This window comes from Extensimonas perlucida (assembly GCF_007655255.1).
Taxonomy (GTDB): domain Bacteria; phylum Pseudomonadota; class Gammaproteobacteria; order Burkholderiales; family Burkholderiaceae_C; genus Extensimonas; species Extensimonas perlucida.
In genome coordinates, this window is record NZ_VMYE01000001.1 from 23,916 (window position 1) to 44,883 (window position 20,968).

The following is a 20,968-nucleotide window of genomic DNA, read 5'->3' on the forward strand; positions in this document are numbered from 1 at the left end:
CACCGATAGGGACTGAATGAACAACCAGGATGCAGGGATGAAGCAGTCTCGCTGGATGTCGCTGGTGGAGGCCGTGACCAATGTGCTCGTCGGCTACGGGGTGGCGGTGGCCACCCAATGGCTGGTGTTTCCGATCTTCGGTCTGTACGCCACGCTGCAGGAGAATTTGCTGATTGGGCTGATTTTCACAGCCGTGTCGCTGGTCAGGAGCTATGTGCTGCGCCGGGTCTTTGAGGCGCTGCGCGTGCAACAGTTGTCCGCAAACTCGGGGTAAAGGTCGCCGCTGCTGATGTCAGCGCGGTACGTGACGTCGCGAAAATCTCCGGGCGCGTCGGCCAAGATCACGCCACCGACCGACTGGATAGCAACGCCGTACTTGCGGGTGAGTGCCGTCAGTTCGGCGATGAACTGGTCGTAGTGGGCTTCGAGTTGTGGGGTGGTGGAGATGGCGGCCACGTTGTGCTCCTCACGCCGCCAGGGACTCTTCGACGATCTCGCAGTGGATCACGAAGCCCGTCAGGTAGGGAAGGCCCTTGGGGATGCCGTACTGTTTGCTGGTGCTGCGGCCAATCGTCCAGCTCATCCAACGCCGCGTGGCGGCGTTGATCGCGTCGGCCAAGGTGGCGCCGGAGTAGAGACCGTTTTGCACATCGTCGGCAAAGTGGCGACCGTGGCGGCTGTCGAGGAAGGTGCGGACCGACTCGAGAGGCTGGCAGGTGGCATCCGAGATCGCAGCCATGGCCAGTGGCCAGGCGGCTTTGGCCTGTTCATTCATCGTGCCGTAAAAGCCCCACGACTCGTTCTGGGTGGCGGGAATCTGGGTGGTGGTGTTCATCTCTGGCTCCTGGTGGTTGATCGTTGCGACACCCGTAGTAACGCGCTGTTCGAGATGGAAGCCAAGCGCCTGTTCGATCTTTTTGCGCTTGGCTCCGAAGCCCCTTATTCGGCCATCGTGTCGGCGCGCACCAGTTCCGCCTGGGCGCTGGCGATCAGGTCCAGGCGCAGGTTCGGGGTGATGTTGCAGGCCAGTTCGTTCAGGGTCCAGTTCATCACATCGGCCTTGTCGCGCAGCGACTCGGCTTCCTCGAAGCGGCTGGTGTAGCGATCCAGTTCGCGCAGGGCGCGCTCCAGGGTGGACCGGGCTTGAGCCAGGGCCTCGCGGGCGCGGTGTTCGGCGTGCTGGGTCTGAAATTCGCGGGGGGTGTTCATGGCGTGCTCTCCTTTCGGTAGATCGTTGCGACACCTGTATGAACGCGCTGGTCGCCACAGAAGCCAAGCGATTCATCGATCATTTTTCGATCACTGCTCGTCCAGTCTGTCGAGGATGCGCGAGGCGGCGGGATCACCCGCCAGCGCTCGGCGCAGGGTGCGGATGGCCTGCTCCCGCGATATCTCCGGACGCCGGTTGTCGATCAGCCAGCCAATCGCGCCAGCCTGGTCGTCATCAGTGGCAGGTGCAGGCGTGGATGTTGTTTCGGCAATGCCAACGTAGCGCCCATAGCTGCTGCCCGAGGGATCGACAAGCACGGTTGTGCGCCCTGGCGCGCTGACGGCCACCACGCGCCGACGCCCATCCGCGTGACCGCCGAGTCCAGCCAGCCAGTCCCGATCCTCCAGCAGCGTGCTGGCGAAGGCGTCGTACTCAGCCTCGGTCAGTTCCTTGCGCCACGCGATCTCGATGGGCTCGAAGGGGGCGCTGGGGTCGGTGTTGTGCAGCACTTCCTCCAAGCTGTAGGGCTTGCGGGCAAAGCGGGCACGGATCGGTGTGTGGTTGGTGGTGGTCATGGTGGGGTCCTTTCGTTGGCGGTGGGTGACAGCAGCATTCATGCGCTTGTCTCCACTGAAGCCAAGCTCAATCTGCATCGTGCTCGGCATCGATGGCCTCAATCGCCAGCACCAGATCGGCGAGGCGGTCGGCCTCAAAACCAAACCCCCGGTGGCGCAGGAGGTGCTCGATGCTCGGATGCTTCATCCGGGCGATCTCCCGGCAGGCCTCAAGCAACGCTGGCAACAGGTCTGCCGGGATCGGGGCGTTGGGCTGCGTGCTCACGCGGTGGCTTCCTCAGCGATGCGGTAGAGGCGCTGTCCTGCGCCCGGCGTGCCGGCGGGGCCTTCGATCTTCTCGGAGACGATATTCAGGCCCAATTTCTTCTTGAGTGCGCCGGCAAAGGTGCCTCGCACCGTATGCGGTTGCCACGATGTGGCCTCGCAGATCTGCGCGATGGTGGCGCCCTCGGGGCGTTGCAACATCTCGATCACCAGGGCCTGCTTGCTGTGCTCGCGGCCGCGCTTTGGGGTGGCATCGGGCTGATCCTGTTGCCAGCTGGCCTCGGCGGCGGCGACTGCTGCTTCCAGTTCCGGGTCGTCGGCCGGGAGCGGTGTGGGTGACGTGGCGGCGCCCTTTACCGCAGGCAGCACATCCTCCGGTTGGGCTTCGCCCTTGATGATGGCGATGGCGGCGCCCGTGATGCGCCACTGGCCATCCATCTGCTCGATCAGCCCGCGCTGCGCGAGGCTGGCGATCATCTTGAGTTTGGCGCCGCCCTTGAGGGTCAGCAGCGGCTCGATCAAGCCACCGGCATCGCAATGGGCGCGGGTGATGAGGTCCAGTTGGCGTTCGGTGATCGGTGTGGTTTGTGCGGACATGGTCGTGCTCCTTGTGAGTGATGTGGGGGTCAGGCGGCTTGCTGCTGGTTCACTTGATCAGCGGTTTTTGCAGAGGTGCTTTGGCCTGCGGCCAGGCCTGCTTGGTAGGCCGCCATCAGGGCGCTTTGGACGGCCCAGACGCTGACGTCGTGGAAGTCCAGGCGGTCGCTGTTGCGGGTTTCCAGGGTCTCGATGAAGAGATGGTCCAGGGCGATCCGGGCGAGCAGCTGGTCCAGTTGCTGGGCGGTCTTGTTGGCAGTTTTTCGCATTGTGGTTCTCCTTGGCGTGTGTTGCTGCTGTGTCTGTATGAACGCGCTGTTCAAGCAGAAAGCCAAGCGTTCGGCCTATCTATTTCGCATCGGAGTGGCTTGTGTTCGACACTGCTGAATCGGCGGTCGAATCCGCCTGGAAACGGGGCCTGGCCCCCGACCCTGTCCTCACCGTCGATGACTGGGCCAACCGCCACCGGATGCTCTCGTCGGTGGCCTCTGCCGAGCCGGGGCGCTGGTCGACCAGCCGCACGCCGTACCTGGCCGAGGTCATGGCGAGCTTGTCGGCCACCTCACGATTCGAACGGGTCGTATTCATGGCCGGCGGACAGGTGGGCAAGACCGAGTGCGGCCTCAACTGGGTCGGCTACGTCATCCACCACGCGCCCGGGCCGATGCTGCTGGTGCAGCCCACGGTGGAAGGCGCCAAGCGCGTCTCCAAGCAACGCGTGGATGCCCTGATCGAGGCCAGCCCCGAACTGGCCAGTCGGGTCAAAGACCCAAGAAGCCGGGATTCCGGCAATACCCAGCTGATGAAGGAGTTTCCCGGTGGCGTACTGATCATGACCGGCGCCAACTCGGCCGTGGGCCTGCGCTCGATGCCGGTGCGCTACCTGTTTCTCGATGAGGTGGATGGTTACCCAGGCGATGCCGATGGCGAGGGCGATCCGGTGGCGCTCGCCGTGCAGCGCGCCGCCACCTTCGTCAATCGCAAGGTCTATCTCTGCTCGACCCCGACGCTCAAAGGCTTCTCGCGCATCGAGGCGGCCTATCTGGAGTCAGATCAGCGGGTGTTCGAAGTGCCTTGCGATCACTGCGGGGCGCACAGCCAGATCCAATGGCGTGACATCCGTTGGCCCAAGGACAAGATGGCCGAAGCTGCCTGGCACTGCCCGCAGTGCGAAGGGATTCACCCCGAGTACCGCAAACCGGCACTGCTGGCCAATGGCCGCTGGACGGCAAAAGCAGAAGGCGATGGCAAGACGGTGGGGTTTCATCTGTCGAGCCTCTACAGCCCGTGGCTGACGTGGGGTGAGATCGCCCAGGAGCACCACGCTGCCAAGGACGATCCGGTGCGGCTCAAGGTCTGGGTGAACACCAAACTGGCTGAGACCTGGGAAGACCGGGAGGGGGAGACCTTGGATGCCGAAGGCCTGATGGAACGTCGAGAAGCCTACGGGCCAGCCATCCCTGCGGAGGTGGCACTGCTGACCTGCGGCATCGACGTCCAGGACGACCGGCTGGAACTGGAAGTGGTCGGTTGGGGCCGGGACGAGGAGTCCTGGTCCATCGACTACAAGGTGCTGTGGGGTGATCCGTCCGCGCCGGACACCTGGGCGCAGCTCGATGCCTACCTCGGTAACCGCTTCGAGCACGAGACCCTGGCCAACGGCCTGACCATCGAAGCCGCGTGTCTCGACACCGGTGGCCACCACACGCTCGCCGCCTATGCCTTCTGCAAGGGCCGGGAGAGGAAACGCATCTGGGCGATCAAGGGAGGCTCCGGCAAACGCCCCATCTGGCCCAAGCGCCCTAGCAAGGCCAACAAGGGCAAGGTCAATCTGTTCACCGTCGGTGTGGATGCGGCCAAGGAGGCGATCTATGCCCGGCTGAAGAAGTCAGATGCCGGGGCCGGGACGATGCATTTCCCGCTGGATCGGGATGCGCAGTATTTCGAGCAGCTGACTGCCGAGCGGATTCGCACCCGCTATGTGAAGGGCTTCCCGCAACGCTTCTGGTGGAAACCGGATGGCCGACGCAATGAAGCGCTGGACTGTCGTGTGTACGCCTACGCCGCGCTGCATGGCCTGCTGTCGATGGGGCTGAACCTGAACAAGCGGGTCGAGGCGTTACCGCCGGTGCCCGTCAATCGCAAACCTGCCAGCAACGCCACACCCGTGACTGCGCCGATGACCGCCAGTCCGCGTCGTCGGCGCATGGCCATTTCCTCCAACTACCTCTGATACCGCCAGCCTCCCGCTGGCCGGGAGTGCTGTCCATGACCCTCGACCAACTCAAGGCCCAGCGCGAAGCCCTGCAGGCCGCCCGCTTCAATGGTGTGCTCACCGTGAAGGCTGGCGACAAGTGGGTGACCTACAAGTCCGATGCCGAACTGCAGTCGGCCTTGCATGACCTTGACCGTGAGATTGCCCAGCAGGAAGGCCGCCCGCGCGCCCGGCGCATCCGCACTTACGCAGGGAAGGGATTGTGATGAAGGCACTCCAGAACCTGCGCCGCAAGGTCGGCGCGATGATCGGCGGCTTCGAGGGCGGACTGTCTGCGCGACGCCTCAAGACCTTTGCCGCCAGCCGTGCCCACGTCAACACCCTGATCCAGGCCGCCGGCGCCGACATGACCGCGCGTGCCCGGTATCTGATCCGCAACAACGGCTACGCCGCCAATGCGGTTGAGTCCTGGGCCGGCAATGCGGTAGGCACTGGCATCAAACCGTCCTCGGGCATTGCCGATGCGGTGCTCAAGGATCGGGTGCAGCGCCTGTGGCTGCGCTGGACCGACGAGTCGGATGCCGAAGGGCTGACCGACTTTTATGGTCAGCAGCGCCGCGCCGCGCGTGAACTCTTCATCGCCGGCGAAGTGTTCTTCCGCATCCGACCACGCAGGCCCGAGGATGGTTTGTCCGTACCGCTTCAGTTGCAGATGCTGCCGGCCGAGATGCTGCCCTTGAATCACAACCAGGCACTCGACAACGGCCACCGCATCCGGCAGGGCATCGAGTTCGACCGCATCGGTCGGCGTGTCGCTTACCACTTTCTGCGCCGCCATCCGGGCGATATCACCGATCCGGGGCTGGCCGGGGAAACCGTGCGCGTGCCTGCCGAGTCGGTGCTGCACATCGTTGATCCGGTCGACGCCGGGCAGTTGCGCGGCGTCTCGCGCTTCTCGCCAGCATTGGTGAAGCTGTTTCTGCTCGACCAGTACGACGACGCCGAGCTCGACCGCAAGAAGGTCGCGGCGATGTTCGTCGGCTTCGTGCGCCGGCCCGAGCGCGACTTCGACAACGGTGGCGAAACCGATGACCGGGGCGAGCCGCTGCTGCCACTCGAGCCCGGCCAACTCCAGATCCTGGACGACGGCGAGGACATCACCTTCTCGACGCCAGCCGATGTCGGTGGCAACTACGAGAGCTTCCAGTACCGCACGCTCTTGCAGGTCGCCGCTGCCTTGGGCTTGCCCTACGCGAATCTGTCGGCTGATATGTTGAAGGCCAACTACTCCAACACCCGGGCAGCGCTGCTGGAGTTCCGCCGACGCATCGAAGCCTTCCAGCATTCGGTGCTGGTGTTTCAGCTGTGCCGGGCTGTGTGGGGGTGCTGGATAGACACAGCGGTGCTCTCGGGTGCCCTGGATCTCCCGGACTACGAACAACGCCGAGCTGACTACCTGGACTGCAGCTGGCTGCCGCCCCGCTGGGACTGGGTCGATCCCCTGAAGGACATCCGCGCCGAGATCAACGCCATCGAGGCTGGGCTCAAGTCACGCACCCAGGCGATTGCCGAACGCGGGTTTGACGCGGCGATGGTTGACGCCGAGATCGCCGGGGACCACCGACGGGAGGACAGCCTGGGGCTCTCTTTTGGGCGTGAGCCTGCAGCGACTCCTTTGCAGACGCCACCGCCAGCCCCCTCGAACTGAGGACTTTCCATGACCGATTTGCCTTACCTGGCGTCCCGCCTGTACGGGACGCCACTGCTCATTGCGCGCCCCAAGCTCGAAGTGATCCTCGGGGTGGTGGCCAGAAAGCTCGCGGGCGACACCTTTGACACGCCACCGCCAGCCACGGCCGATGCGGGCATAAACGGTGGCCTCCAGATTGTGGAAGGCATCGCCATACTCCCGGTCCTGGGCACCCTGGTGCGTCGCTCTTCCTATATTGGTGCCGCCAGTGGCCTCACCAGCTACCACGACATCGAGGCCATGGCCGAAGCGGCTTTTGCCGACCCGACGGTGAAGGCTGTGCTGCTGGAGGTCGACTCCAGCGGTGGCGAGGCGGGTGGCGTGTTCGATCTGGCGCAGCGATTGCGGCAACTGGCACAGGCCTCCGCCAAACCCCTCTGGGCCATGGCCGATGAAGCGGCGTTGTCGGCAGCCTATGCCATTGCCTGTGCCGCTGACCGCCTCTGGCTCACCCGCACCGCCGAGGTGGGTTCCATCGGGGTGGTGGCGGTGCACGTCGATGAGTCAGTGGCCGATGCCAAAGCCGGGATGACCTACACCTTCCTGCATGCTGGTGCCCACAAGGTCGATGGCCATCCGCACGCGCCGCTGCCAGCACCGGTCGCTGCCGACATCCAGGCCGACATCGAGCAGCTGCACACGCAGTTCATCAGCTTGGTTGCCGGATTCCGCCGCCTGCCACCCGAGGCCATCCGTGACACCGAGGCCCGCGTCTATCGCGGTGAGGCTGCCATCCAGAAGGGCCTGGCCGATCAGATCGGCACCCGCGCCGAAGCAATCACGGCTCTGCAACGCCAGCTGGCCATGAGTGCCAGCCGCAGCCTGCGCAACAAAGCCGCCGTTCTTTCAGCGGCGCGCACACCCCCTCGATCCCAACCATCCCCGAAGGAGATCTCCATGAATGATCACAACCCCGTCACGCCGATGGACGACGCCCAAGAGAACACCGCCCCGACCCCGGCGCAGTCACCGCAAACCCCGCCGCCGCTCGACGAAGCGGCCATCACCGCCCAAGTTGAGCAGCGTCTACGCCGCCAGCTCGCAGAGCTCACTGAGATCGCCGCCCAGGCCAAACGCCTCGGCGTGACGGTCGATCCGGCCCAGGCCCTGGCCCGTGGCGTCACCCCGGATGCGCTGCGCCAGTCGGTGCTGAAGCAGGCGGCCGAGCGCGATGTCGCGCAAGACATCGTCGCTGAGGCCCCGCAGCCACCCCACACCAAACCCCAATCCGTCGCAGACAGCCCCTTGGTCAAAGCGGCTCAAGCCTATGGAGGTCAGAAATGAGCCAACCCGTGAGCACACCTTTGATTGCCCCGTCGACGCTGGGTGACCTGATCAAGCGCGAGTCCGACCCGGACTACACCCGCGAGACCGTTACTCTGAAAGCCGGAACCGCCTATCCCCTGGGCGCCGTACTCGGCCGCATTACCGCCACGGGCGTGTATGCGTTTTCACCAGCGGCATCGACCACGGGCATCGAGGGTGCCGAGATTGCCTGCGCCGTGCTGCTGCACGCTGTGCCTGCTTCTGACACCGACATCCAAGCCGTCGTACTCGCACGCGGCCAAGTCATCGTTGCCGACCGTGCGCTGGCCTTCGATGCCTCGGTCACCGACGCCGCTGCCCAATCCCTCAAACACCAGCAACTGGCTGCCCACGGCATCGTCGTGCGTCCGGTCGCTTGATCTCACTTCCCAGGAGTCTTGATATGACCGTGATCGTCAATCCGTTCGACGCCGGCGGCTTCACGCTGGCCGAGATGTCGGCCGCCATCCAGATGCTGCCCAACCCCTATGGCCGGGTCGGCCAGCTGGGGCTGTTCGCTCCTGAGCCCATCTCGCAGCGCAACGTCACCATCGAGTCCATCGAGGGTGAGCTGCGTCTGTTGCCGGCTGTTGCGCCCGGGGCGCCTGCGACGGTGGGCACCACCGACAAGCGCTCGGTACGCTCCTTTGCCGTGCCGCACATCCCGCACAACGACGTGGTGCTGCCCGAGGAAATCCAGGGCATCCGTGGCCTGGGTCTGGCGGCCGGTGAAGACCCGCTGGTGACCGTAATGACCCGCAAGCTCGCCCGGATGCGTGCGAAACACGCGCAGACGCTCGAGTACATGCGCGTCAATGCGCTGCTGGGCATTACCAAGGACGGGGGCGGCAACACCCTCTACGACTGGCACGACGAGTTCGACATCCAGAAACCCGAGGTGGATTTTGTGTTCGGTGGCACCGAAGACATGGTCATCCACTGCACCCAGGTCGCCCGCCACATCGAGGAGAACTTGAAGGGCGAGATGATGACCACCATTCACGCCCTGGTCAGCCCCGAGTTCTTCGATGCCCTGGTCAAGCACAAGACCGTCAAGGAGGCCTACACCTTCTACCAGGGCACGGCCGGTACCAATCCGTTGCGCGACGATGTGCGCCGGGGCTTTCGTTTCGGCTCCATCCTGTTCGAGGAGTATTTCGGTACGGTGACGCTGGCCAACGGTACATCCGTGCGCCTGATTCCGCCGCGCGAAGGTGTGGCGTTCCCGCTGGGCACGCTGGATACCTTCCGCACCTACTTCGCCCCGGCGAACCTGATGGAAGCCGTCGGCACCTATGGCCAGGAGCTCTACGCCCATCAGTTGGCTCGTCCGAATGGCACGGGCGTCGACATCTACACCCAGTCCAACCCGCTGCCGATTGTGAAGCGACCGGCCCTGACGGTGCGGCTGCATTCGAGCAATGGCTGGTAAGCGGGAGGGGGAGGCGATGACCGTATTCGGTGACTTGACCCAAGCTATGTCCGCCATCGTGCTCACCACCTTTGGTGAGCCGGTGGTGTTTCACATCGAAGGACAACCCCAGGCCTTGGCGGGCCGGGGCGTGTTTACCGCGATGCACCAGGAGGTGGATGCCAGCACGGGCGTGTCGGTGTCCAGCGTGCAGCCCGTGCTGGAGGTGCGGCAGTCAGATCTGCCCGCCACGCCCACTGAGGGCGATGCGGTGACGGTCCAAGGTGCGCTCTACCTGATCGTCGAGGTGCGACCCGATGGGCACGGCTTCCTCAAATTGATGCTGCACAAAGGGGGCGGCCATGAAGCATCCACGCACCCTGATTCGTGAGGTGGTCAAGGAACGGCTCGTCGCGCAGTTGCCGGCCATTGACCCGCGCATCACCGCCGCGCGCATCAGCATCCATCGCAGCACCCCGCTGTTTGCCGGCAAGTTGCCGGCCGTCCTGATCTACACGCGGGACGAACGCATTGAGGATCAGCCCAATGCCGATCCGGGCCTGCGTTATCGCAAGCTGGAGCTGTCGGTCGAGATCATCGCCAGTGGCGACGCCGCCGCCGAAGAGGCCGATGTCCTGGCGCAAGCGGTGGAAGCCATCCTCGATGTCGACGAGACCCTGGGCCTGCTGGTGGAAGGTACGCGCCTCACCCGCACCGAGGTGGACCAGGGTGGAGAAGGCGATACGCCGGTGCTGGCCGTTCGCCTGTCGTTCGAGGTCAGCTACTGGACCAAGCCCGTGATCGATGACGGGGTGCTGCCCCTGCAAGTGCTGGTGAGTTGGGTGCCGGAGATTGGCGTGAGCCATGAGCACAGCTATCAGCCGGTCGGCACCCACTACCGGGAGCCGAGTTCATGAGCGAGCGCAACCTGCACCAGGACATGACCGAGGCCGAGCGGCGCATCAGCAATGTGGCCCTGATGGGCCAGGTGGTGGCGCTCGACACCGCCCGTGCCCGCGTGCGGGTGCAGGCCGGTCCCATCACCACGGGTTGGATGCCCTTTGCGACGGTGCGTGCTGGTCAGGATCGGACCTGGCATCCGCCGGAGCCAGGGGAGCAGGTGCTGCTCGTTGCCCCTGGTGGCGATCTCAACCAGGCGGTGGTGGTCGGCTCGATCTACCGGGCTGACCATCCTGCTCCGGCCGATTCAGCAGATATCTCGCGCACGCGGTTCTTGGACGGAGCGCTGATGGAGTACGACCGGGCACTGCACCACTGGCGCTTGGCCGTGCCAGCGGGCGGCAAGATCGTCATGGAGATCGGTTCCACTATCTTGGAACTGCGCGATGACGGCACGACGCTCGCCACGCCCAAGTTTCTGGTCGATGCCCCTGAGAGCACCTTCACCGGCACCGTGCTGGTTAAAAAGCTATTCACCTATCTCAAGGGATTGGTCGGCAAAGGTGGAGGCGGTGCGGGCGCGAGTATCGAAGGGGATATTCAGGTCAACGGCAACGTCTCGGCCTCTGGCTCCATCCTGGATGCAGGCGGCAATTCGAATCACCACTCGCATTGAGAGTGACGCAATTGCGCAAATTTGCGCATTTATCTGGATGAGATGGGGCTTTGCGATGAATGGAATCAACGCCCACACCGGCCAAGCCCTCTCGGGCATCGACCATCTGCGTCAAAGCATCCGCGACATCCTGACCACCCGCATCGGCACCCGTGTGATGCGCCGTGACTATGGCTCTCGCCTGCCCGCCTTGGTCGACAACCCCATGACCTCGAGGCTCGCCATGGATCTGTATTCAGCAACTGCCGAGGCGCTGGCGCGCTGGGAACCGAGATTCAAGCTCACCCGCGTTCGCATCGCCAGGGCAGAAGTCGGGCAAGTCGTGCTCGATCTGGAAGGCATCTATCTGCCCGATGGCAAGGCCACCGTGCTCACCGCAGTGGAGGTGTGAATGACCACGCTCAGCGATCTGGAGAGTTTGCCAACCCCGGCAGTGATCGAGCCTCTGTCCTTCGAGACGATCTTCACGGAACTGCAGACCGAGTTTCAATCCCGCTACCCGGACTACTCGGCCCTCTTGGCCTCGGACCCGGCCGTCAAGCTCATGGAGGTCGCAGCTTACCGGGAAGTGCTCCTCAGAAACCGTATCAACGCCGCTGCCAAAGCCTCCCTCTTGGCCTTCGCCACCAGCAGCGACCTCGACCACCTGGCGGCTTTCTACGGTGTGACGCGCTTGATGGATGAGTCCGACGAGGGTCTACGCGTGCGCACCCGTCAACGGATCATCGGCTTTGCCAACGCCGGCGGGGCCGCGCACTACCGCTACTGGGCGCTCTCGGCATCCCCCGAGGTGGCCGATGTCGAGGTCGATAGCCCGGAACCCGGGCGTGTGCGCATCAGCGTGCTCGCCAAGGGTGAAGCAGACACCGTTCCGGATGCGGTGCTCGATGCCGTGCGCGCCGTGGTGCTGCGCGACGACATCCGGGTGCTCACCGACACCGTCGAGGTGGTGCCTGCCGAACTCATTCCCGTCACGGTGGTCGCCCGGATCTGGCTCTATCCCGACACACCGATGGCCGCCTTCGACGCCATCGAGGCACGATTCAAGGAAGCGTTGGCTGCGCAGTCGGGTCTGGGCTGGGATCTAACGCCCTCCTGGGTGATCGGCGAGCTGCAGCGTCCCGGCGTGCACAAGGTCGAATTGCTCGCGCCGAGCACCGACATTCGCGCCAACGCCAACCAGGCGGTGCGGCTGATCCATCTGAATCTGGAATTTGCGGGGCGGGATCGATAGCGCTTCGCGCCTTCCCATTTCTCCCCCTGCGTTGGAGGGCACATGACTGCTGACCATCTGCTGCCCGCCAATGCCACGCCGCTGGAGCAGGCACTATCCCTGGCGACCGATCCGCTGTCCAGGCTGGCACTGTCGGCAGATGCCATCCGCCAGTTCAAGACCGATCCGTCGGACCCGCTGCTGCCCTGGCTGATCTGGGAGTATGGCCTCGGCGAGTTGCTCCCTTACCTGCCCGAGCCGAGGCAGGCGATTGCCGAGGGCATCCTCTGGCAGCGACTGCGTGGCACACCGGCCGCACTGGCGACCGCCTTGTCCTGGATCGGGATGCGTGCCACGGTCGAGCAGGAACCGCCCGGTGTTCACTTCGCCGAGTTTCAACTCGATCCGGGACAAGTGCTCGACAGCGACAGGGCGATTTCCAACCTGATCGCCATTGCTCGCCTGTCGGCACCGGTCCGGTCTCGCCTGTCACGCCTCTATCACGGCCATGACCTGCGTCGCGTCGTGTTGGATGAGAGTCGGCTGGGCGAGGTGCTTCTGTCGGATCACAGTGGCGTGTTTTGGAAGGATGGGCAGACCAAGCTGTCGTTTGGGCGAGGTTTCGCACAGCACGCGCTGGCATCCGGACAACAGATCGCGCCGAACCGTGAGGCCGTGCGCTTTGCCGTGGCGAGGTTGATCGACCGGTATTTGCTCGACTTCTCGGCCCTGGGCGATGCTGGGCACACGCCCAATGAGGAGATCCTACACTCGCATCTGTTCACGCTGGCCAATGCGCTGGGCGTGCCTGATCCGGTTGGGGTGGTGCCTGAGCGCAGGTTTTGCCGAGCGATGGTGGTGCTGTCCGACAGCACGCCCCTGGGCGACATCAACGCCAACCTGCCGAGGTTTGTCTGGCAGGAGACGGGCGCACCGATAGCACTGGGCAGCGGTGACCGCTTGTCTGCCACGCCACATCGGCTGACACCCGTCGAGCTGTTGGAGCGCTTTTATGCCCAGCATCCGACGGCGCTGGCGGTCCCGGTTGCCACCGTCATCCCTGGGCGTATCCCGACCACCGCCGCGCGGGTGAGCGCGCGCGCCGATGCCTTGCTGGGTGTGCTGCATCTGGGTGATCCACGCGGTGCTTGGGATGTGCTGGCCCTCACGCGCACCTATGGCCTGATCCACGATCCGCTTCCCGACCCTGCGAGTTTGCATCCACGTCTGTACCAACGGGCGCAAGTGGTGCTCTGCGAGGTGACGCTGGGCGATGTGAACAGCCGTACCCCACGTCGGGCCCTCTATCGCATCCGGCCTGTTGCCCGACTGGGTGACCTCATCTTGGGCGAGGCCGCTGAGATCGAATGGCGCGCGCTCACAGAGATGCAAATTTGCATCTCTGGCTTCACGCAAGCTACGCCTTATGTCTTTGACGATGCCCGCCCGAGCCTGTTGCGCCTGCTGACCCGCAGCGCAGATGGCAGCACCGCTTCACAAGTTTCTCCCGCACGCGTGCCCGTACTCAGTACACGCGCCGCCTGGCAAGGCCAGACCTGGACTGGCGTGCGCTGGCCGATTTCAACCTGGATCGACACCCGCGAGCTGATCGGAAGCCGCCACAGCACGCAGTCCTGATTCTTCTGAACCCATTCATTTCTGGAGCACCCGATGGCCATCCTGACTGCCAGCGGTCGCGCGGCCCTTGCCGCCGCGATCAAACAACAAACCCTGCACCTCGCCTTGGGCGAAGGCGACCCGCTGTGGGACACCACTAAGGCGATCAGCACACCTTTTGACGAGGCGGGTGTGATCGAGCTGGGCTTTACACACCTGGCCGATATCCGCGTCACCTCGCTCGATGACCAGACTGAGTACCTGCTGGATGTGGACTACAGCGCCCATGCCCGCGATGGTGTGATCCGGCGCCTGCCCGGCAGCGCGATTGCCGAGGGCGGCGACGTCACCGTCCACTTCAAGATCGAGCACCCGCCCGAGCCGATTGGCCAGAAGGCGCTGTTGCGCGAGGTCGGCCGCCGGGTGGTCGATGAGGTGCATTTCGTCGCCGCTGACCCAGAGGGCGAGATCGTGGTGCCGACCGGTCGCTACCGGCTGGTGACCGAGCCCACCAATCACTTGTTCATCCGGGTGCGCTTTGACTTCGAGGACGCCGCCACCAGCGTGGTGCGCGAGCAGGGTCTCTTCGTCGGCACCCAGACCGATCCCGAATTGCCCATCGGACAGAAGTTCTTCATTCCGGCCCAGATCACGGACCCCGGAATCCTCCTCGTGCTGCAGAACTCGGTGCCCATCGTGCGCCAGCCCTCGACGCGCGAGACCTTCGAGTTCGTCGTCACTTTCTAATCCGCGAGGCCTTCCATGATCGAGCGTTACTACAACCTTTTTGACCCGGCCAAGCACTACACCCAGCTGCTGTTTCGTGCCGGCGATGGCCTGCAGTCCCGAGAACTCAACGAGATCCAGACCACCCTGATCCAGCGCCTGCAGGGCGTGGCCGATGCCTTATTGAAGGACGGCGACATCGTCAGCGGCGCCAATCTGCAGATCGATGCGGAAACGGGCCTGGTGACCCTGGAAGCTGGTCGCGTCTATTTGCGTGGCGCCGTGCGCGAAGTGCCTGCCGCCACATTCACCATTCCCACGGATGGGCGTGTGGCCGTCGGCGTGCGCTTCACCACCCGCACCGTCACCGAACTCGAAGACCCCAACCTGCGCGAGCCGGCCGTCGGCGTGCGCAACTACCAGGAGCCCGGAGCCGGGCGATTGCAGGAGACCCTCGCCTGGGGCTGGGAAGGTGCAGGCACCAGTGACGGTCAGCCCGGTGACTTCCACGCTGTCTACGCCCTGGACAACGGCATCCTGGAGAACCGCCGCCAGCCGCCCGTGCTCGATGGCGTGATTGCGAGTCTGGCGCGCTACGACTATGACGCCAACGGCCACTACGTGACCGAAGGGCTGGGCGTCCGATTCCTCAGTATCGATACCGATGCCCAAGAGCACATCTTCTCGGTCGCCGAGGGCCGCGCCAACATCGACGGTTTCAAAGTCGAGCGCAGCCAATCGCAACGCCTGCGGTTACCCATCGATCCGGATCTGCAGCGCGTGTCCTCCGAGCCACAGGTCTTCAATGACTCGGGCGATGGTTCGATGATCGTCACGATCAACCGTCCGCCGCTCGCCCAGGTGATTGACATCAAGGTCACCCAGCAGAAGACCGAGACGGTGGTCCATGGCGCCTTCACTGGCAGCCGAGATGTGCTGACCGAGCCCACGGTGGTGGCCGTGCTCACCATCAAACAAGGCACGACCACCTATGCGCAAGGCACCGACTACAAGGTGGTGGGCGATGAGATCGACTGGAGCCCGGGGGGTGCCGAGCCGGCACCCGGATCGAGCTACCAGGTCACCTACCAGTACATCGCCAGCATCACCCCAACCCACCTGACCGACACCGGCTTCAAGGTCACGGGCGTGGTGCAGGGTTCCACGATGTACACCGACTACCAGTGGAAGCTGCCACGCGTCGATGTCCTGGCCTTGACTGCCGATGGTCAGGTCGAACGCATCAAGGGCATCAGCCAGGTGAGGAACCCCGTCGCGCCCACGGTGCCCGCCTCGCGCCTGGCCCTGGCCGAGATCGCCTACGACTGGCGCAGTGGTTCGGAGCCGGTTGTGCGTAACGTGGCGATTCGCACCATCAAGGTCTCGGAACTGACCGCGATGCAGCGCCAGATTGCCGATCTCTACGATCTGATGGCCCTCGAACGACTGCGCATGGATGCCAATATCCGTGAGCCAGCCGCCAAAAAAGGACTGTTCGTCGACAATTTTCTGGATGACGATCTGCGCGATCAGGGTGTTGCGCAGACCGGCGCGGTGGTGGCGGGTGTCCTGACGCTGCCGATCACGGCTTCGGCGCAGCACGCCAAGGACAACGGCAACGCCCTCATCACGCTCGACTACACCCTGACCCCGGTGATCGAGCAGTTGGCTCGCACGGGTGCGATGAAGATCAACCCCTACCAGGCCTTTGAACCGGTGCCGGCCCGGGTCACCTTGAACCCGGGCGTCGACCAGTTCACGGTGACCAACACCACCTGGGCCTCGGACGTGACGGAGCGTCTGATCACCGGCAGCGGTGTGCTTGAACAGGTGGTGGAGACGCGTCGTTCGGAGCAGGTGCTGGCCTCCTCGAGTGAGGAAGCGCAATTCCTGCGCAGCCTCAACGTCGCCTATCGGGTGGAAGGGTTCGGTCCCAGCGAAGCGTTGGCACAACTGCGTTTCGATGGCATCGGGATCAGCCAGCCAGCCGGTACGGCAGCCAATGCCGCCGGTCTGCTCACGGGCAGCTTCCAGATCCCGCAGGCCATCCCGGCTGGCGCCAAGCTGGTGGAGTTCCTCGGGGCGGGTGGCAGTTATGGCTCCGCCACCTACGTCGGGCGAGGTCAGATCGTGACGGAGACCCGTCGCCGAATCCTGACCACCGTGGTACGCCGCTGGGACCCGCTGGCGCAGACCTTCACGCTGCCCGAGCGCCGCGTCATCGGTGGCTTGGAGCTGTGGTTCACCACCAAGGGGGGATCGGCACCCGTCATCGTGCAGATCCGTGAAACCCAAGTTGGCCTCCCGACCACCACGGTGCTGACCGAAGGCCGGCTCAATGCCTCGGACATCAAGACCGATGGCAACCCGACCCGGATAACCCTAGATCCGGTGGCACTCGACGCCAACCGCGAGTACGCCATCGTGGTGCTCACCGACGATGCCAACCACGCTGTGTCGGTGGCTGAGCTCGGCAAGTACGACCCGCGCACCGGCTGGGTCACGGCGCAGCCCTACCAGATCGGGGTGCTGCTCTCGTCCTCCAACGGTATCACCTGGACGCCGCACCAGACGCAGGACCTGACGTTTCGGCTGCTGGGCTGCCGGTTTTCGCAAACGAGCAAGACGGTCTCGCTGGGTCAGTACACGGTGACCAATCTGTCGGACGTGATGGCACTTGCCGGCGTTGAACGCCCTGCGGCAGGTACCGACGTGCAGTTCCTGGCGACCGATGCGCAAGGGCGCACTTACACCTTGTCGGAAGACCAGGGGCTGGCCTTGAGCGAGAAGCTCTCCGGCAACCTGGCGGTGTCGGTCAAGCTCACGGGTTCGGAGACGGCCAGTCCGATCCTCTACCCGGGCACCCAGCTGGTGTTCGGCACGCTCGAAGCCGCAGGGGACTACCTGTCACGCGCCGTTCCCGCTGCCGCCACCTTCAACGTGGCGGTCACCTTCGATGCGCTCACCCCCGGCACGTCCAGCGTTACGGTCCAGGCTGAATCGGGCACGCCAGGCAGTTTTACGGATCTGGCGCTGGACAAGGGCGTGGAAGTGGGCAACGGCTGGGTCGAGCGCACCTACAAGGCCACCAGTCTTGTCGGCGTGGGTGCAGATCGGACCACCCGCGTGAAGCTGGCGCTGGCAGGAACTGCGCAGCACCGGCCCTTTGTGCGCCGCCTGCGTGTGATCGTGACCTGATGGAGGTGAGCGATGGATCTTGAGCGTACTCCGGTACTGAATCTGCCGCTGCCACACCCCGATCACTTGCTCTCGGACGATGTGCTGCGCTTGCGCGAGGCCTTGGTGACGGTTGATGCCGGCTTCGGTGAGCAACGCAGCGAGGTGCAGACGGCTATGGCGCAGACGCGAAGCGAGGTCAATGCGGCACTGACGGCCACCACCACGGCCGTGGCCGATGCGCTCGATGAAGTCAGCACCGACGTGCTGCGCCGAATCCGGCGCCTGCAGTTGAACCAACTCCTCAATCTCGATCTTTGAGAGGACTCTCCATGCCCATTTCAACGCAACTTCAGGCCCAGATCGATGCAATTCAGACCCGCATCGACACCCTGGCGCCCACTGCCACGCCCGAGGACATCGTGATGCTGGCCAAGGCCGTCGAGGCGGTCGGCGGCCAAGCTACGGTGTTCGATGTGATCGACACCGGCCAGCTGCAAAAGGCTGAGCTCGTCGCCACCGCCAATCTCAAATCCGCCGAGGTCATCGCCACCGGTGATGCCCAAGTGGATCGGGTCAGCCAGCAAGGCGATCTCAAGTTCAGCGAGCTCAGTCAGGAGGTGCAGCGCTACGCGGCTTTCGGTGGCGCAACACCGTCTGCGATGGGCTCGCTCGGGATGGTGCCGGCCCCGCAGGCGGGCGAAGACCGGCGCTTCCTGCGCGGGGATGGCGCCTGGCGCTTTCCCGGCGAGATCCCCATTGGCAGCATCGCGCTGATCCATCCCAATATGGACACCAGCCGCTACCTGCCCGCCGAGGGCGGCACGGTCCTGATCGCGGACTACCCGGAACTTGCCGAGGTGCTGGGGCAGGCGCCCAACAATCTGCCAACGCCGTCGATTGGCAATACGGTGCTCTCCGGCGAATCGCCCGGCTATGGCAGCAACCGTGCAACGGCCGTCAACGGCGAACGGGCGGTGATCGTGCGTTCCGGCTCGAACGGTATTCAGTATTCCAACAACGGGGGCCAGAACTGGGCCAATGCCCAGATCGGCGCGCTGGGCTACGGCGGTCCCTACTGGCCGGCGATCTCGGATTCAGGCCGTACTGTGGGCTGGGTCAATTACGACTCTACTCCCAGCCCGGCCGTGGTGCGCTGCCAGTTCACCACGGCCGCGACCTTTGGGGCCTGGACAGGTTTCGTCAACGGTGGCGGTGATCAGTTCGAGGTGACCTGGGCCAGCATCGTGGTGGGCCTGCCCCAAGGGGTGGGCTTCATCGACAAGAAGTCTGCGGCGGCCCAGATCCTGTTCAAGTATGTGCAAGACGGCGCGACGGCGATCACCCGTGAGGTCAATCTCACCGTCACCCTCGATACGCGCATCACCCAAGCTCGAGGCGCCCTGCGGGTCGGCAGCAGCCTCTATCTGCTGGTGGACAACGGCAGCAGTTGGAATGCGCTCTATCGCACCACGGATGCCGGCGCGACCTGGAGCAAGGCGTGGGAGGGCACCAGCAACTGGGGCGATCACGCGCTGCTGCTGCGCTCGAACGGCAGCTTCAATCGCCAGGACACCGGCCAGCCCTCCTATGTGGAGAACGGCATCGGCATCCTCCACTACGGCAATCAGCTGCTGCTGATCGCTGAGGACGGCACCCTGAGCTGGGTCAATCAGCCCAGCGGTCACACCCTGATCGCCGGCAGCATTCACTTCGTGGCGGGCTTTTACTACGCCGCCAGTGCCAATGCCGTGTTCCGCACGGTGGACTTCAACAGTTGGGAACAGGTGGCCACCGCCAGCCAGATCCTCGGGGCCACGGGCACGCTCGCCCGGATGTGGGTGCATCCGAGTACGGGCTGCTTCGGCTTCTATTCCGGGCTCAACACCCTGACCTTGGTGCAGACCCGGGACTTCGTGAGCTTCAAGCGCAACAGCCGACCGTCGCGCTGGAGCGCCAGCATCGTGCTGCGGCGCTTCAATTACACCGGAGACCGCTTCGTCTGGCTGATCGCTGAGTCGAGCAACAACAGCTACTACTTCGACTTTGCGCTGTTCGATCTGGTAAGTGGGCGCCTTTACGCCAACAACTACTTCTCGAACTATGGTGCTTCGATCTACGGCTACTGGCTGCTGCCGCTCTCGGGCGGCCGCTGGCTGCACTTCACCCAGCAGTCGAGCAGTTACTACGTCAATGTGGCCAGTGGCGCGAGTCTCTACAGCTACAACCTCGCCACCGAGTTTCGGCTGCCGACCAGTACCGGCGAGTTCGGTGCGGTCGGCGCCTACGGCAACCAGACCGGCTGGCTCTTCAGCACCGACGGCAGCAGCCGGGGCGGCTACCGCTACTACGTGCGCGCCCAGTAAGGAGACAAACGATGCGAACGATTTACCAGATCGACCAGGGTTTTTTGGGCGAGACCGCCGAGATCGCGCCGGGTCAGCCGGCACCGGCGGGTTGGACCTTTACCGCACCGCCCAAGATTCCACGCGGCAAGGCCGCCAAGTGGGATGGAGAGCATGGCAGCGGCTGGACGCTGGTGCCAAGTAGCGAGGAGAAGGCCGCGCAGTCTGCCCGCGAAACGCTCCAGCAGGCCGACCAGCTGCGCGAGCGGCTCGCTGCCATCGATGCCGAGCGCGATGCCCGGATCGCTCGAGGCAAGCCGCACACCTTTGCCGATGGCACGACCGGTACCGTGCAACTGCGCCACGAGCGCGACAGAGTGAACATCAATGCTGTGGCCACGGCGGGCACGGCATTGGTGGCGGCGGGCAGCACCGACACTGTGTCATTTCGGGATGCCGAGGATGTGACCCACACGCTCACCGGCGTCGAGGCCGTGCAGTTTGGTCTCGCGGTGATGCAGTGGGTGTCGGCGCATTACGCCGCTGCCTGGGCGCACAAGGACGCGATCAAGGCGATGCAAACGGCGGGCGAGGATATCGCCGACTACGACCTCAGCCAAGGCTGGCCGGAGGGGGCGCCGTGACCACTTCAATCCGACAACGCCTCGCGCTGCTGACCATCTGGCTGTTGTGCCAGATCGCCGCTGTGATCGCTTCCCTGTGGATGCTGATTGCCGCCCTGGCTGGGAGCCGACGAGCCTGGACCCTGGCGGTCGCCCACGATCAGCTGGCCAACGCGGCCTTCGGCGGACACGAGGATGAGACGCTCAGTAGCCGTGCTGGCAAGGCCGCGCGCGAAGGCAAGCGCTGGGCCTGTGTGCTGTGTCGGTTGCTCGACCGACTCGATCCGAACCACTGCGAAAAGGCCATTGAGCCGGACGAGGGCAAACCCATCGCTTGAGCCTGTCGCACTGCAATCCCCCATTC

26 protein-coding genes are annotated in these 20,968 nt (G+C 64.5%); 19 read left to right on the forward strand and 7 right to left on the reverse strand.

Annotation, left to right across the window (positions count from 1 at the left end; all coding sequences use genetic code 11):
- Positions 1 to 16: 16 nt before the first annotated feature.
- The gene (locus FK527_RS00165) at positions 17 to 274 is read left to right on the forward strand and encodes a DUF7220 family protein (RefSeq protein ID WP_222116109.1); all 258 of its coding nucleotides are present in this window, start codon (positions 17 to 19) and stop codon (positions 272 to 274) included.
- On the opposite strand, the gene FK527_RS00170 is transcribed toward FK527_RS00165, so the two are convergent.
- The 7 genes from FK527_RS00170 to FK527_RS00200 form a co-directional block, all read right to left on the reverse strand.
- Positions 211 to 456 carry a hypothetical protein gene (locus tag FK527_RS00170; RefSeq protein ID WP_144728505.1) on the reverse strand — a complete coding sequence of 82 codons (246 nt, stop codon included), beginning with the start codon at positions 454 to 456 and terminating at the stop codon, positions 211 to 213. The two genes, FK527_RS00165 and FK527_RS00170, sit on opposite strands and share 64 nt — an antisense overlap.
- Before the next feature lie 10 nt (positions 457 to 466).
- Positions 467 to 835, reverse strand: coding sequence for a hypothetical protein (locus FK527_RS00175; RefSeq protein ID WP_144728507.1), 369 nt, complete (start codon positions 833 to 835; stop codon positions 467 to 469).
- A 104-nt stretch (positions 836 to 939) separates the two neighbouring features.
- Positions 940 to 1,209 carry a hypothetical protein gene (locus FK527_RS00180; protein ID WP_144728509.1) on the reverse strand — a complete coding sequence of 90 codons (270 nt, stop codon included), beginning with the start codon at positions 1,207 to 1,209 and terminating at the stop codon, positions 940 to 942.
- 90 nt (positions 1,210 to 1,299) lie between these two features.
- The gene (locus FK527_RS00185; protein ID WP_144728511.1) at positions 1,300 to 1,785 is read right to left on the reverse strand and encodes a hypothetical protein; all 486 of its coding nucleotides are present in this window, start codon (positions 1,783 to 1,785) and stop codon (positions 1,300 to 1,302) included.
- Positions 1,786 to 1,852: 67 nt separating this feature from the next.
- Positions 1,853 to 2,050 carry a hypothetical protein gene (locus FK527_RS00190; protein ID WP_144728513.1) on the reverse strand — a complete coding sequence of 66 codons (198 nt, stop codon included), beginning with the start codon at positions 2,048 to 2,050 and terminating at the stop codon, positions 1,853 to 1,855.
- Positions 2,047 to 2,646 carry a DUF3489 domain-containing protein gene (locus FK527_RS00195; RefSeq protein WP_144728515.1) on the reverse strand — a complete coding sequence of 200 codons (600 nt, stop codon included), beginning with the start codon at positions 2,644 to 2,646 and terminating at the stop codon, positions 2,047 to 2,049. Before FK527_RS00195 ends, FK527_RS00190 begins: the two co-directional genes overlap by 4 nt.
- Before the next feature lie 29 nt (positions 2,647 to 2,675).
- Positions 2,676 to 2,915, reverse strand: a complete 240-nt coding sequence (locus tag FK527_RS00200; RefSeq protein ID WP_144728517.1) for a DUF6900 domain-containing protein — start codon at positions 2,913 to 2,915, stop codon at positions 2,676 to 2,678.
- Between the two features lie 101 nt (positions 2,916 to 3,016).
- Here FK527_RS00200 and FK527_RS00205 point away from each other — a divergent pair, with 101 nt between their 5' ends.
- The 18 genes from FK527_RS00205 to FK527_RS00290 are packed head-to-tail and all read left to right on the forward strand — an operon-like array spanning position 3,017 to position 20,942.
- Complete coding sequence (locus FK527_RS00205; RefSeq protein WP_222116110.1) at positions 3,017 to 4,879, forward strand: phage terminase large subunit family protein; 1,863 nt, start codon at positions 3,017 to 3,019, stop codon at positions 4,877 to 4,879.
- A gap of 35 nt (positions 4,880 to 4,914) precedes the next feature.
- Positions 4,915 to 5,127: a phage head-tail joining protein gene (locus FK527_RS00210; RefSeq protein ID WP_144728519.1), complete on the forward strand. Its 213-nt coding sequence runs from the start codon at positions 4,915 to 4,917 to the stop codon at positions 5,125 to 5,127.
- Positions 5,127 to 6,569, forward strand: a complete 1,443-nt coding sequence (locus FK527_RS00215; RefSeq protein WP_222116111.1) for a phage portal protein — start codon at positions 5,127 to 5,129, stop codon at positions 6,567 to 6,569. The genes FK527_RS00210 and FK527_RS00215 overlap by 1 nt, the downstream gene beginning before the upstream one ends.
- Before the next feature lie 9 nt (positions 6,570 to 6,578).
- Positions 6,579 to 7,895 (forward strand): S49 family peptidase, encoded by a 1,317-nt coding sequence (locus FK527_RS00220; RefSeq protein WP_144728523.1) that lies wholly within the window; start codon positions 6,579 to 6,581, stop codon positions 7,893 to 7,895.
- Positions 7,892 to 8,296, forward strand: a complete 405-nt coding sequence (locus FK527_RS00225; protein ID WP_144728525.1) for a head decoration protein — start codon at positions 7,892 to 7,894, stop codon at positions 8,294 to 8,296. Before FK527_RS00220 ends, FK527_RS00225 begins: the two co-directional genes overlap by 4 nt.
- Before the next feature lie 23 nt (positions 8,297 to 8,319).
- Positions 8,320 to 9,348 (forward strand): major capsid protein, encoded by a 1,029-nt coding sequence (locus FK527_RS00230; RefSeq protein WP_144728527.1) that lies wholly within the window; start codon positions 8,320 to 8,322, stop codon positions 9,346 to 9,348.
- Positions 9,349 to 9,364: 16 nt separating this feature from the next.
- Entirely contained in the window at positions 9,365 to 9,718 is a 354-nt protein-coding gene (locus FK527_RS00235; protein ID WP_144728529.1) for a head-tail joining protein, read from the forward strand.
- Positions 9,690 to 10,244, forward strand: a complete 555-nt coding sequence (locus FK527_RS00240; RefSeq protein ID WP_144728531.1) for a hypothetical protein — start codon at positions 9,690 to 9,692, stop codon at positions 10,242 to 10,244. Before FK527_RS00235 ends, FK527_RS00240 begins: the two co-directional genes overlap by 29 nt.
- The gene (locus FK527_RS00245; protein WP_144728533.1) at positions 10,241 to 10,903 is read left to right on the forward strand and encodes a phage baseplate assembly protein V; all 663 of its coding nucleotides are present in this window, start codon (positions 10,241 to 10,243) and stop codon (positions 10,901 to 10,903) included. The genes FK527_RS00240 and FK527_RS00245 overlap by 4 nt, the downstream gene beginning before the upstream one ends.
- 55 nt (positions 10,904 to 10,958) lie before the next feature.
- On the forward strand, positions 10,959 to 11,294 hold the full coding sequence (locus FK527_RS00250; RefSeq protein WP_144728535.1) for a GPW/gp25 family protein: 336 nt from the start codon (positions 10,959 to 10,961) through the stop codon (positions 11,292 to 11,294).
- Positions 11,295 to 12,137: a baseplate assembly protein gene (locus FK527_RS00255; protein ID WP_144728537.1), complete on the forward strand. Its 843-nt coding sequence runs from the start codon at positions 11,295 to 11,297 to the stop codon at positions 12,135 to 12,137. It begins immediately after the preceding gene.
- Positions 12,138 to 12,179: 42 nt separating this feature from the next.
- Positions 12,180 to 13,754, forward strand: coding sequence for a phage tail protein (locus FK527_RS00260; protein WP_144728539.1), 1,575 nt, complete (start codon positions 12,180 to 12,182; stop codon positions 13,752 to 13,754).
- 33 nt (positions 13,755 to 13,787) lie between these two features.
- A complete protein-coding gene (locus FK527_RS00265; RefSeq protein WP_144728540.1) occupies positions 13,788 to 14,480 on the forward strand; it encodes a hypothetical protein in 693 nt (230 codons plus the stop codon).
- Between the two features lie 15 nt (positions 14,481 to 14,495).
- Complete coding sequence (locus tag FK527_RS00270; protein ID WP_144728542.1) at positions 14,496 to 17,657, forward strand: DUF4815 domain-containing protein; 3,162 nt, start codon at positions 14,496 to 14,498, stop codon at positions 17,655 to 17,657.
- Between the two features lie 12 nt (positions 17,658 to 17,669).
- Positions 17,670 to 17,957 carry a hypothetical protein gene (locus tag FK527_RS00275; RefSeq protein WP_144728544.1) on the forward strand — a complete coding sequence of 96 codons (288 nt, stop codon included), beginning with the start codon at positions 17,670 to 17,672 and terminating at the stop codon, positions 17,955 to 17,957.
- Between the two features lie 11 nt (positions 17,958 to 17,968).
- Positions 17,969 to 20,002 (forward strand): beta propeller repeat protein, encoded by a 2,034-nt coding sequence (locus FK527_RS00280; protein WP_144728546.1) that lies wholly within the window; start codon positions 17,969 to 17,971, stop codon positions 20,000 to 20,002.
- Between the two features lie 11 nt (positions 20,003 to 20,013).
- Entirely contained in the window at positions 20,014 to 20,625 is a 612-nt protein-coding gene (locus FK527_RS00285) for a DUF4376 domain-containing protein (protein ID WP_144728548.1), read from the forward strand.
- Positions 20,622 to 20,942: a hypothetical protein gene (locus FK527_RS00290; RefSeq protein ID WP_246072608.1), complete on the forward strand. Its 321-nt coding sequence runs from the start codon at positions 20,622 to 20,624 to the stop codon at positions 20,940 to 20,942. Before FK527_RS00285 ends, FK527_RS00290 begins: the two co-directional genes overlap by 4 nt.
- Positions 20,943 to 20,968 lie beyond the last annotated feature (26 nt).

What these genes read in the sequence shown, in the direction of transcription:
- FK527_RS00235 (WP_144728529.1), top strand. Translation starts at nt 9,365, where the DNA reads ATGACCGTATTCGGTGACTTGACCCAAGCTATGTCCGCCATCGTGCTC.
- FK527_RS00195 (WP_144728515.1), bottom strand. Translation starts at nt 2,646, where the DNA reads ATGTCCGCACAAACCACACCGATCACCGAACGCCAACTGGACCTCATC.
- FK527_RS00175 (WP_144728507.1), bottom strand. Translation starts at nt 835, where the DNA reads ATGAACACCACCACCCAGATTCCCGCCACCCAGAACGAGTCGTGGGGC.
- FK527_RS00185 (WP_144728511.1), bottom strand. Translation starts at nt 1,785, where the DNA reads ATGACCACCACCAACCACACACCGATCCGTGCCCGCTTTGCCCGCAAG.
- FK527_RS00210 (WP_144728519.1), top strand. Translation starts at nt 4,915, where the DNA reads ATGACCCTCGACCAACTCAAGGCCCAGCGCGAAGCCCTGCAGGCCGCC.
- FK527_RS00250 (WP_144728535.1), top strand. Translation starts at nt 10,959, where the DNA reads ATGAATGGAATCAACGCCCACACCGGCCAAGCCCTCTCGGGCATCGAC.
- FK527_RS00230 (WP_144728527.1), top strand. Translation starts at nt 8,320, where the DNA reads ATGACCGTGATCGTCAATCCGTTCGACGCCGGCGGCTTCACGCTGGCC.
- FK527_RS00200 (WP_144728517.1), bottom strand. Translation starts at nt 2,915, where the DNA reads ATGCGAAAAACTGCCAACAAGACCGCCCAGCAACTGGACCAGCTGCTC.
- FK527_RS00245 (WP_144728533.1), top strand. Translation starts at nt 10,241, where the DNA reads ATGAGCGAGCGCAACCTGCACCAGGACATGACCGAGGCCGAGCGGCGC.
- FK527_RS00220 (WP_144728523.1), top strand. Translation starts at nt 6,579, where the DNA reads ATGACCGATTTGCCTTACCTGGCGTCCCGCCTGTACGGGACGCCACTG.
- FK527_RS00265 (WP_144728540.1), top strand. Translation starts at nt 13,788, where the DNA reads ATGGCCATCCTGACTGCCAGCGGTCGCGCGGCCCTTGCCGCCGCGATC.
- FK527_RS00255 (WP_144728537.1), top strand. Translation starts at nt 11,295, where the DNA reads ATGACCACGCTCAGCGATCTGGAGAGTTTGCCAACCCCGGCAGTGATC.
- FK527_RS00165 (WP_222116109.1), top strand. Translation starts at nt 17, where the DNA reads ATGAACAACCAGGATGCAGGGATGAAGCAGTCTCGCTGGATGTCGCTG.
- FK527_RS00275 (WP_144728544.1), top strand. Translation starts at nt 17,670, where the DNA reads ATGGATCTTGAGCGTACTCCGGTACTGAATCTGCCGCTGCCACACCCC.
- FK527_RS00240 (WP_144728531.1), top strand. Translation starts at nt 9,690, where the DNA reads ATGAAGCATCCACGCACCCTGATTCGTGAGGTGGTCAAGGAACGGCTC.
- FK527_RS00280 (WP_144728546.1), top strand. Translation starts at nt 17,969, where the DNA reads ATGCCCATTTCAACGCAACTTCAGGCCCAGATCGATGCAATTCAGACC.
- FK527_RS00215 (WP_222116111.1), top strand. Translation starts at nt 5,127, where the DNA reads ATGAAGGCACTCCAGAACCTGCGCCGCAAGGTCGGCGCGATGATCGGC.
- FK527_RS00225 (WP_144728525.1), top strand. Translation starts at nt 7,892, where the DNA reads ATGAGCCAACCCGTGAGCACACCTTTGATTGCCCCGTCGACGCTGGGT.
- FK527_RS00260 (WP_144728539.1), top strand. Translation starts at nt 12,180, where the DNA reads ATGACTGCTGACCATCTGCTGCCCGCCAATGCCACGCCGCTGGAGCAG.
- FK527_RS00285 (WP_144728548.1), top strand. Translation starts at nt 20,014, where the DNA reads ATGCGAACGATTTACCAGATCGACCAGGGTTTTTTGGGCGAGACCGCC.
- FK527_RS00270 (WP_144728542.1), top strand. Translation starts at nt 14,496, where the DNA reads ATGATCGAGCGTTACTACAACCTTTTTGACCCGGCCAAGCACTACACC.
- FK527_RS00180 (WP_144728509.1), bottom strand. Translation starts at nt 1,209, where the DNA reads ATGAACACCCCCCGCGAATTTCAGACCCAGCACGCCGAACACCGCGCC.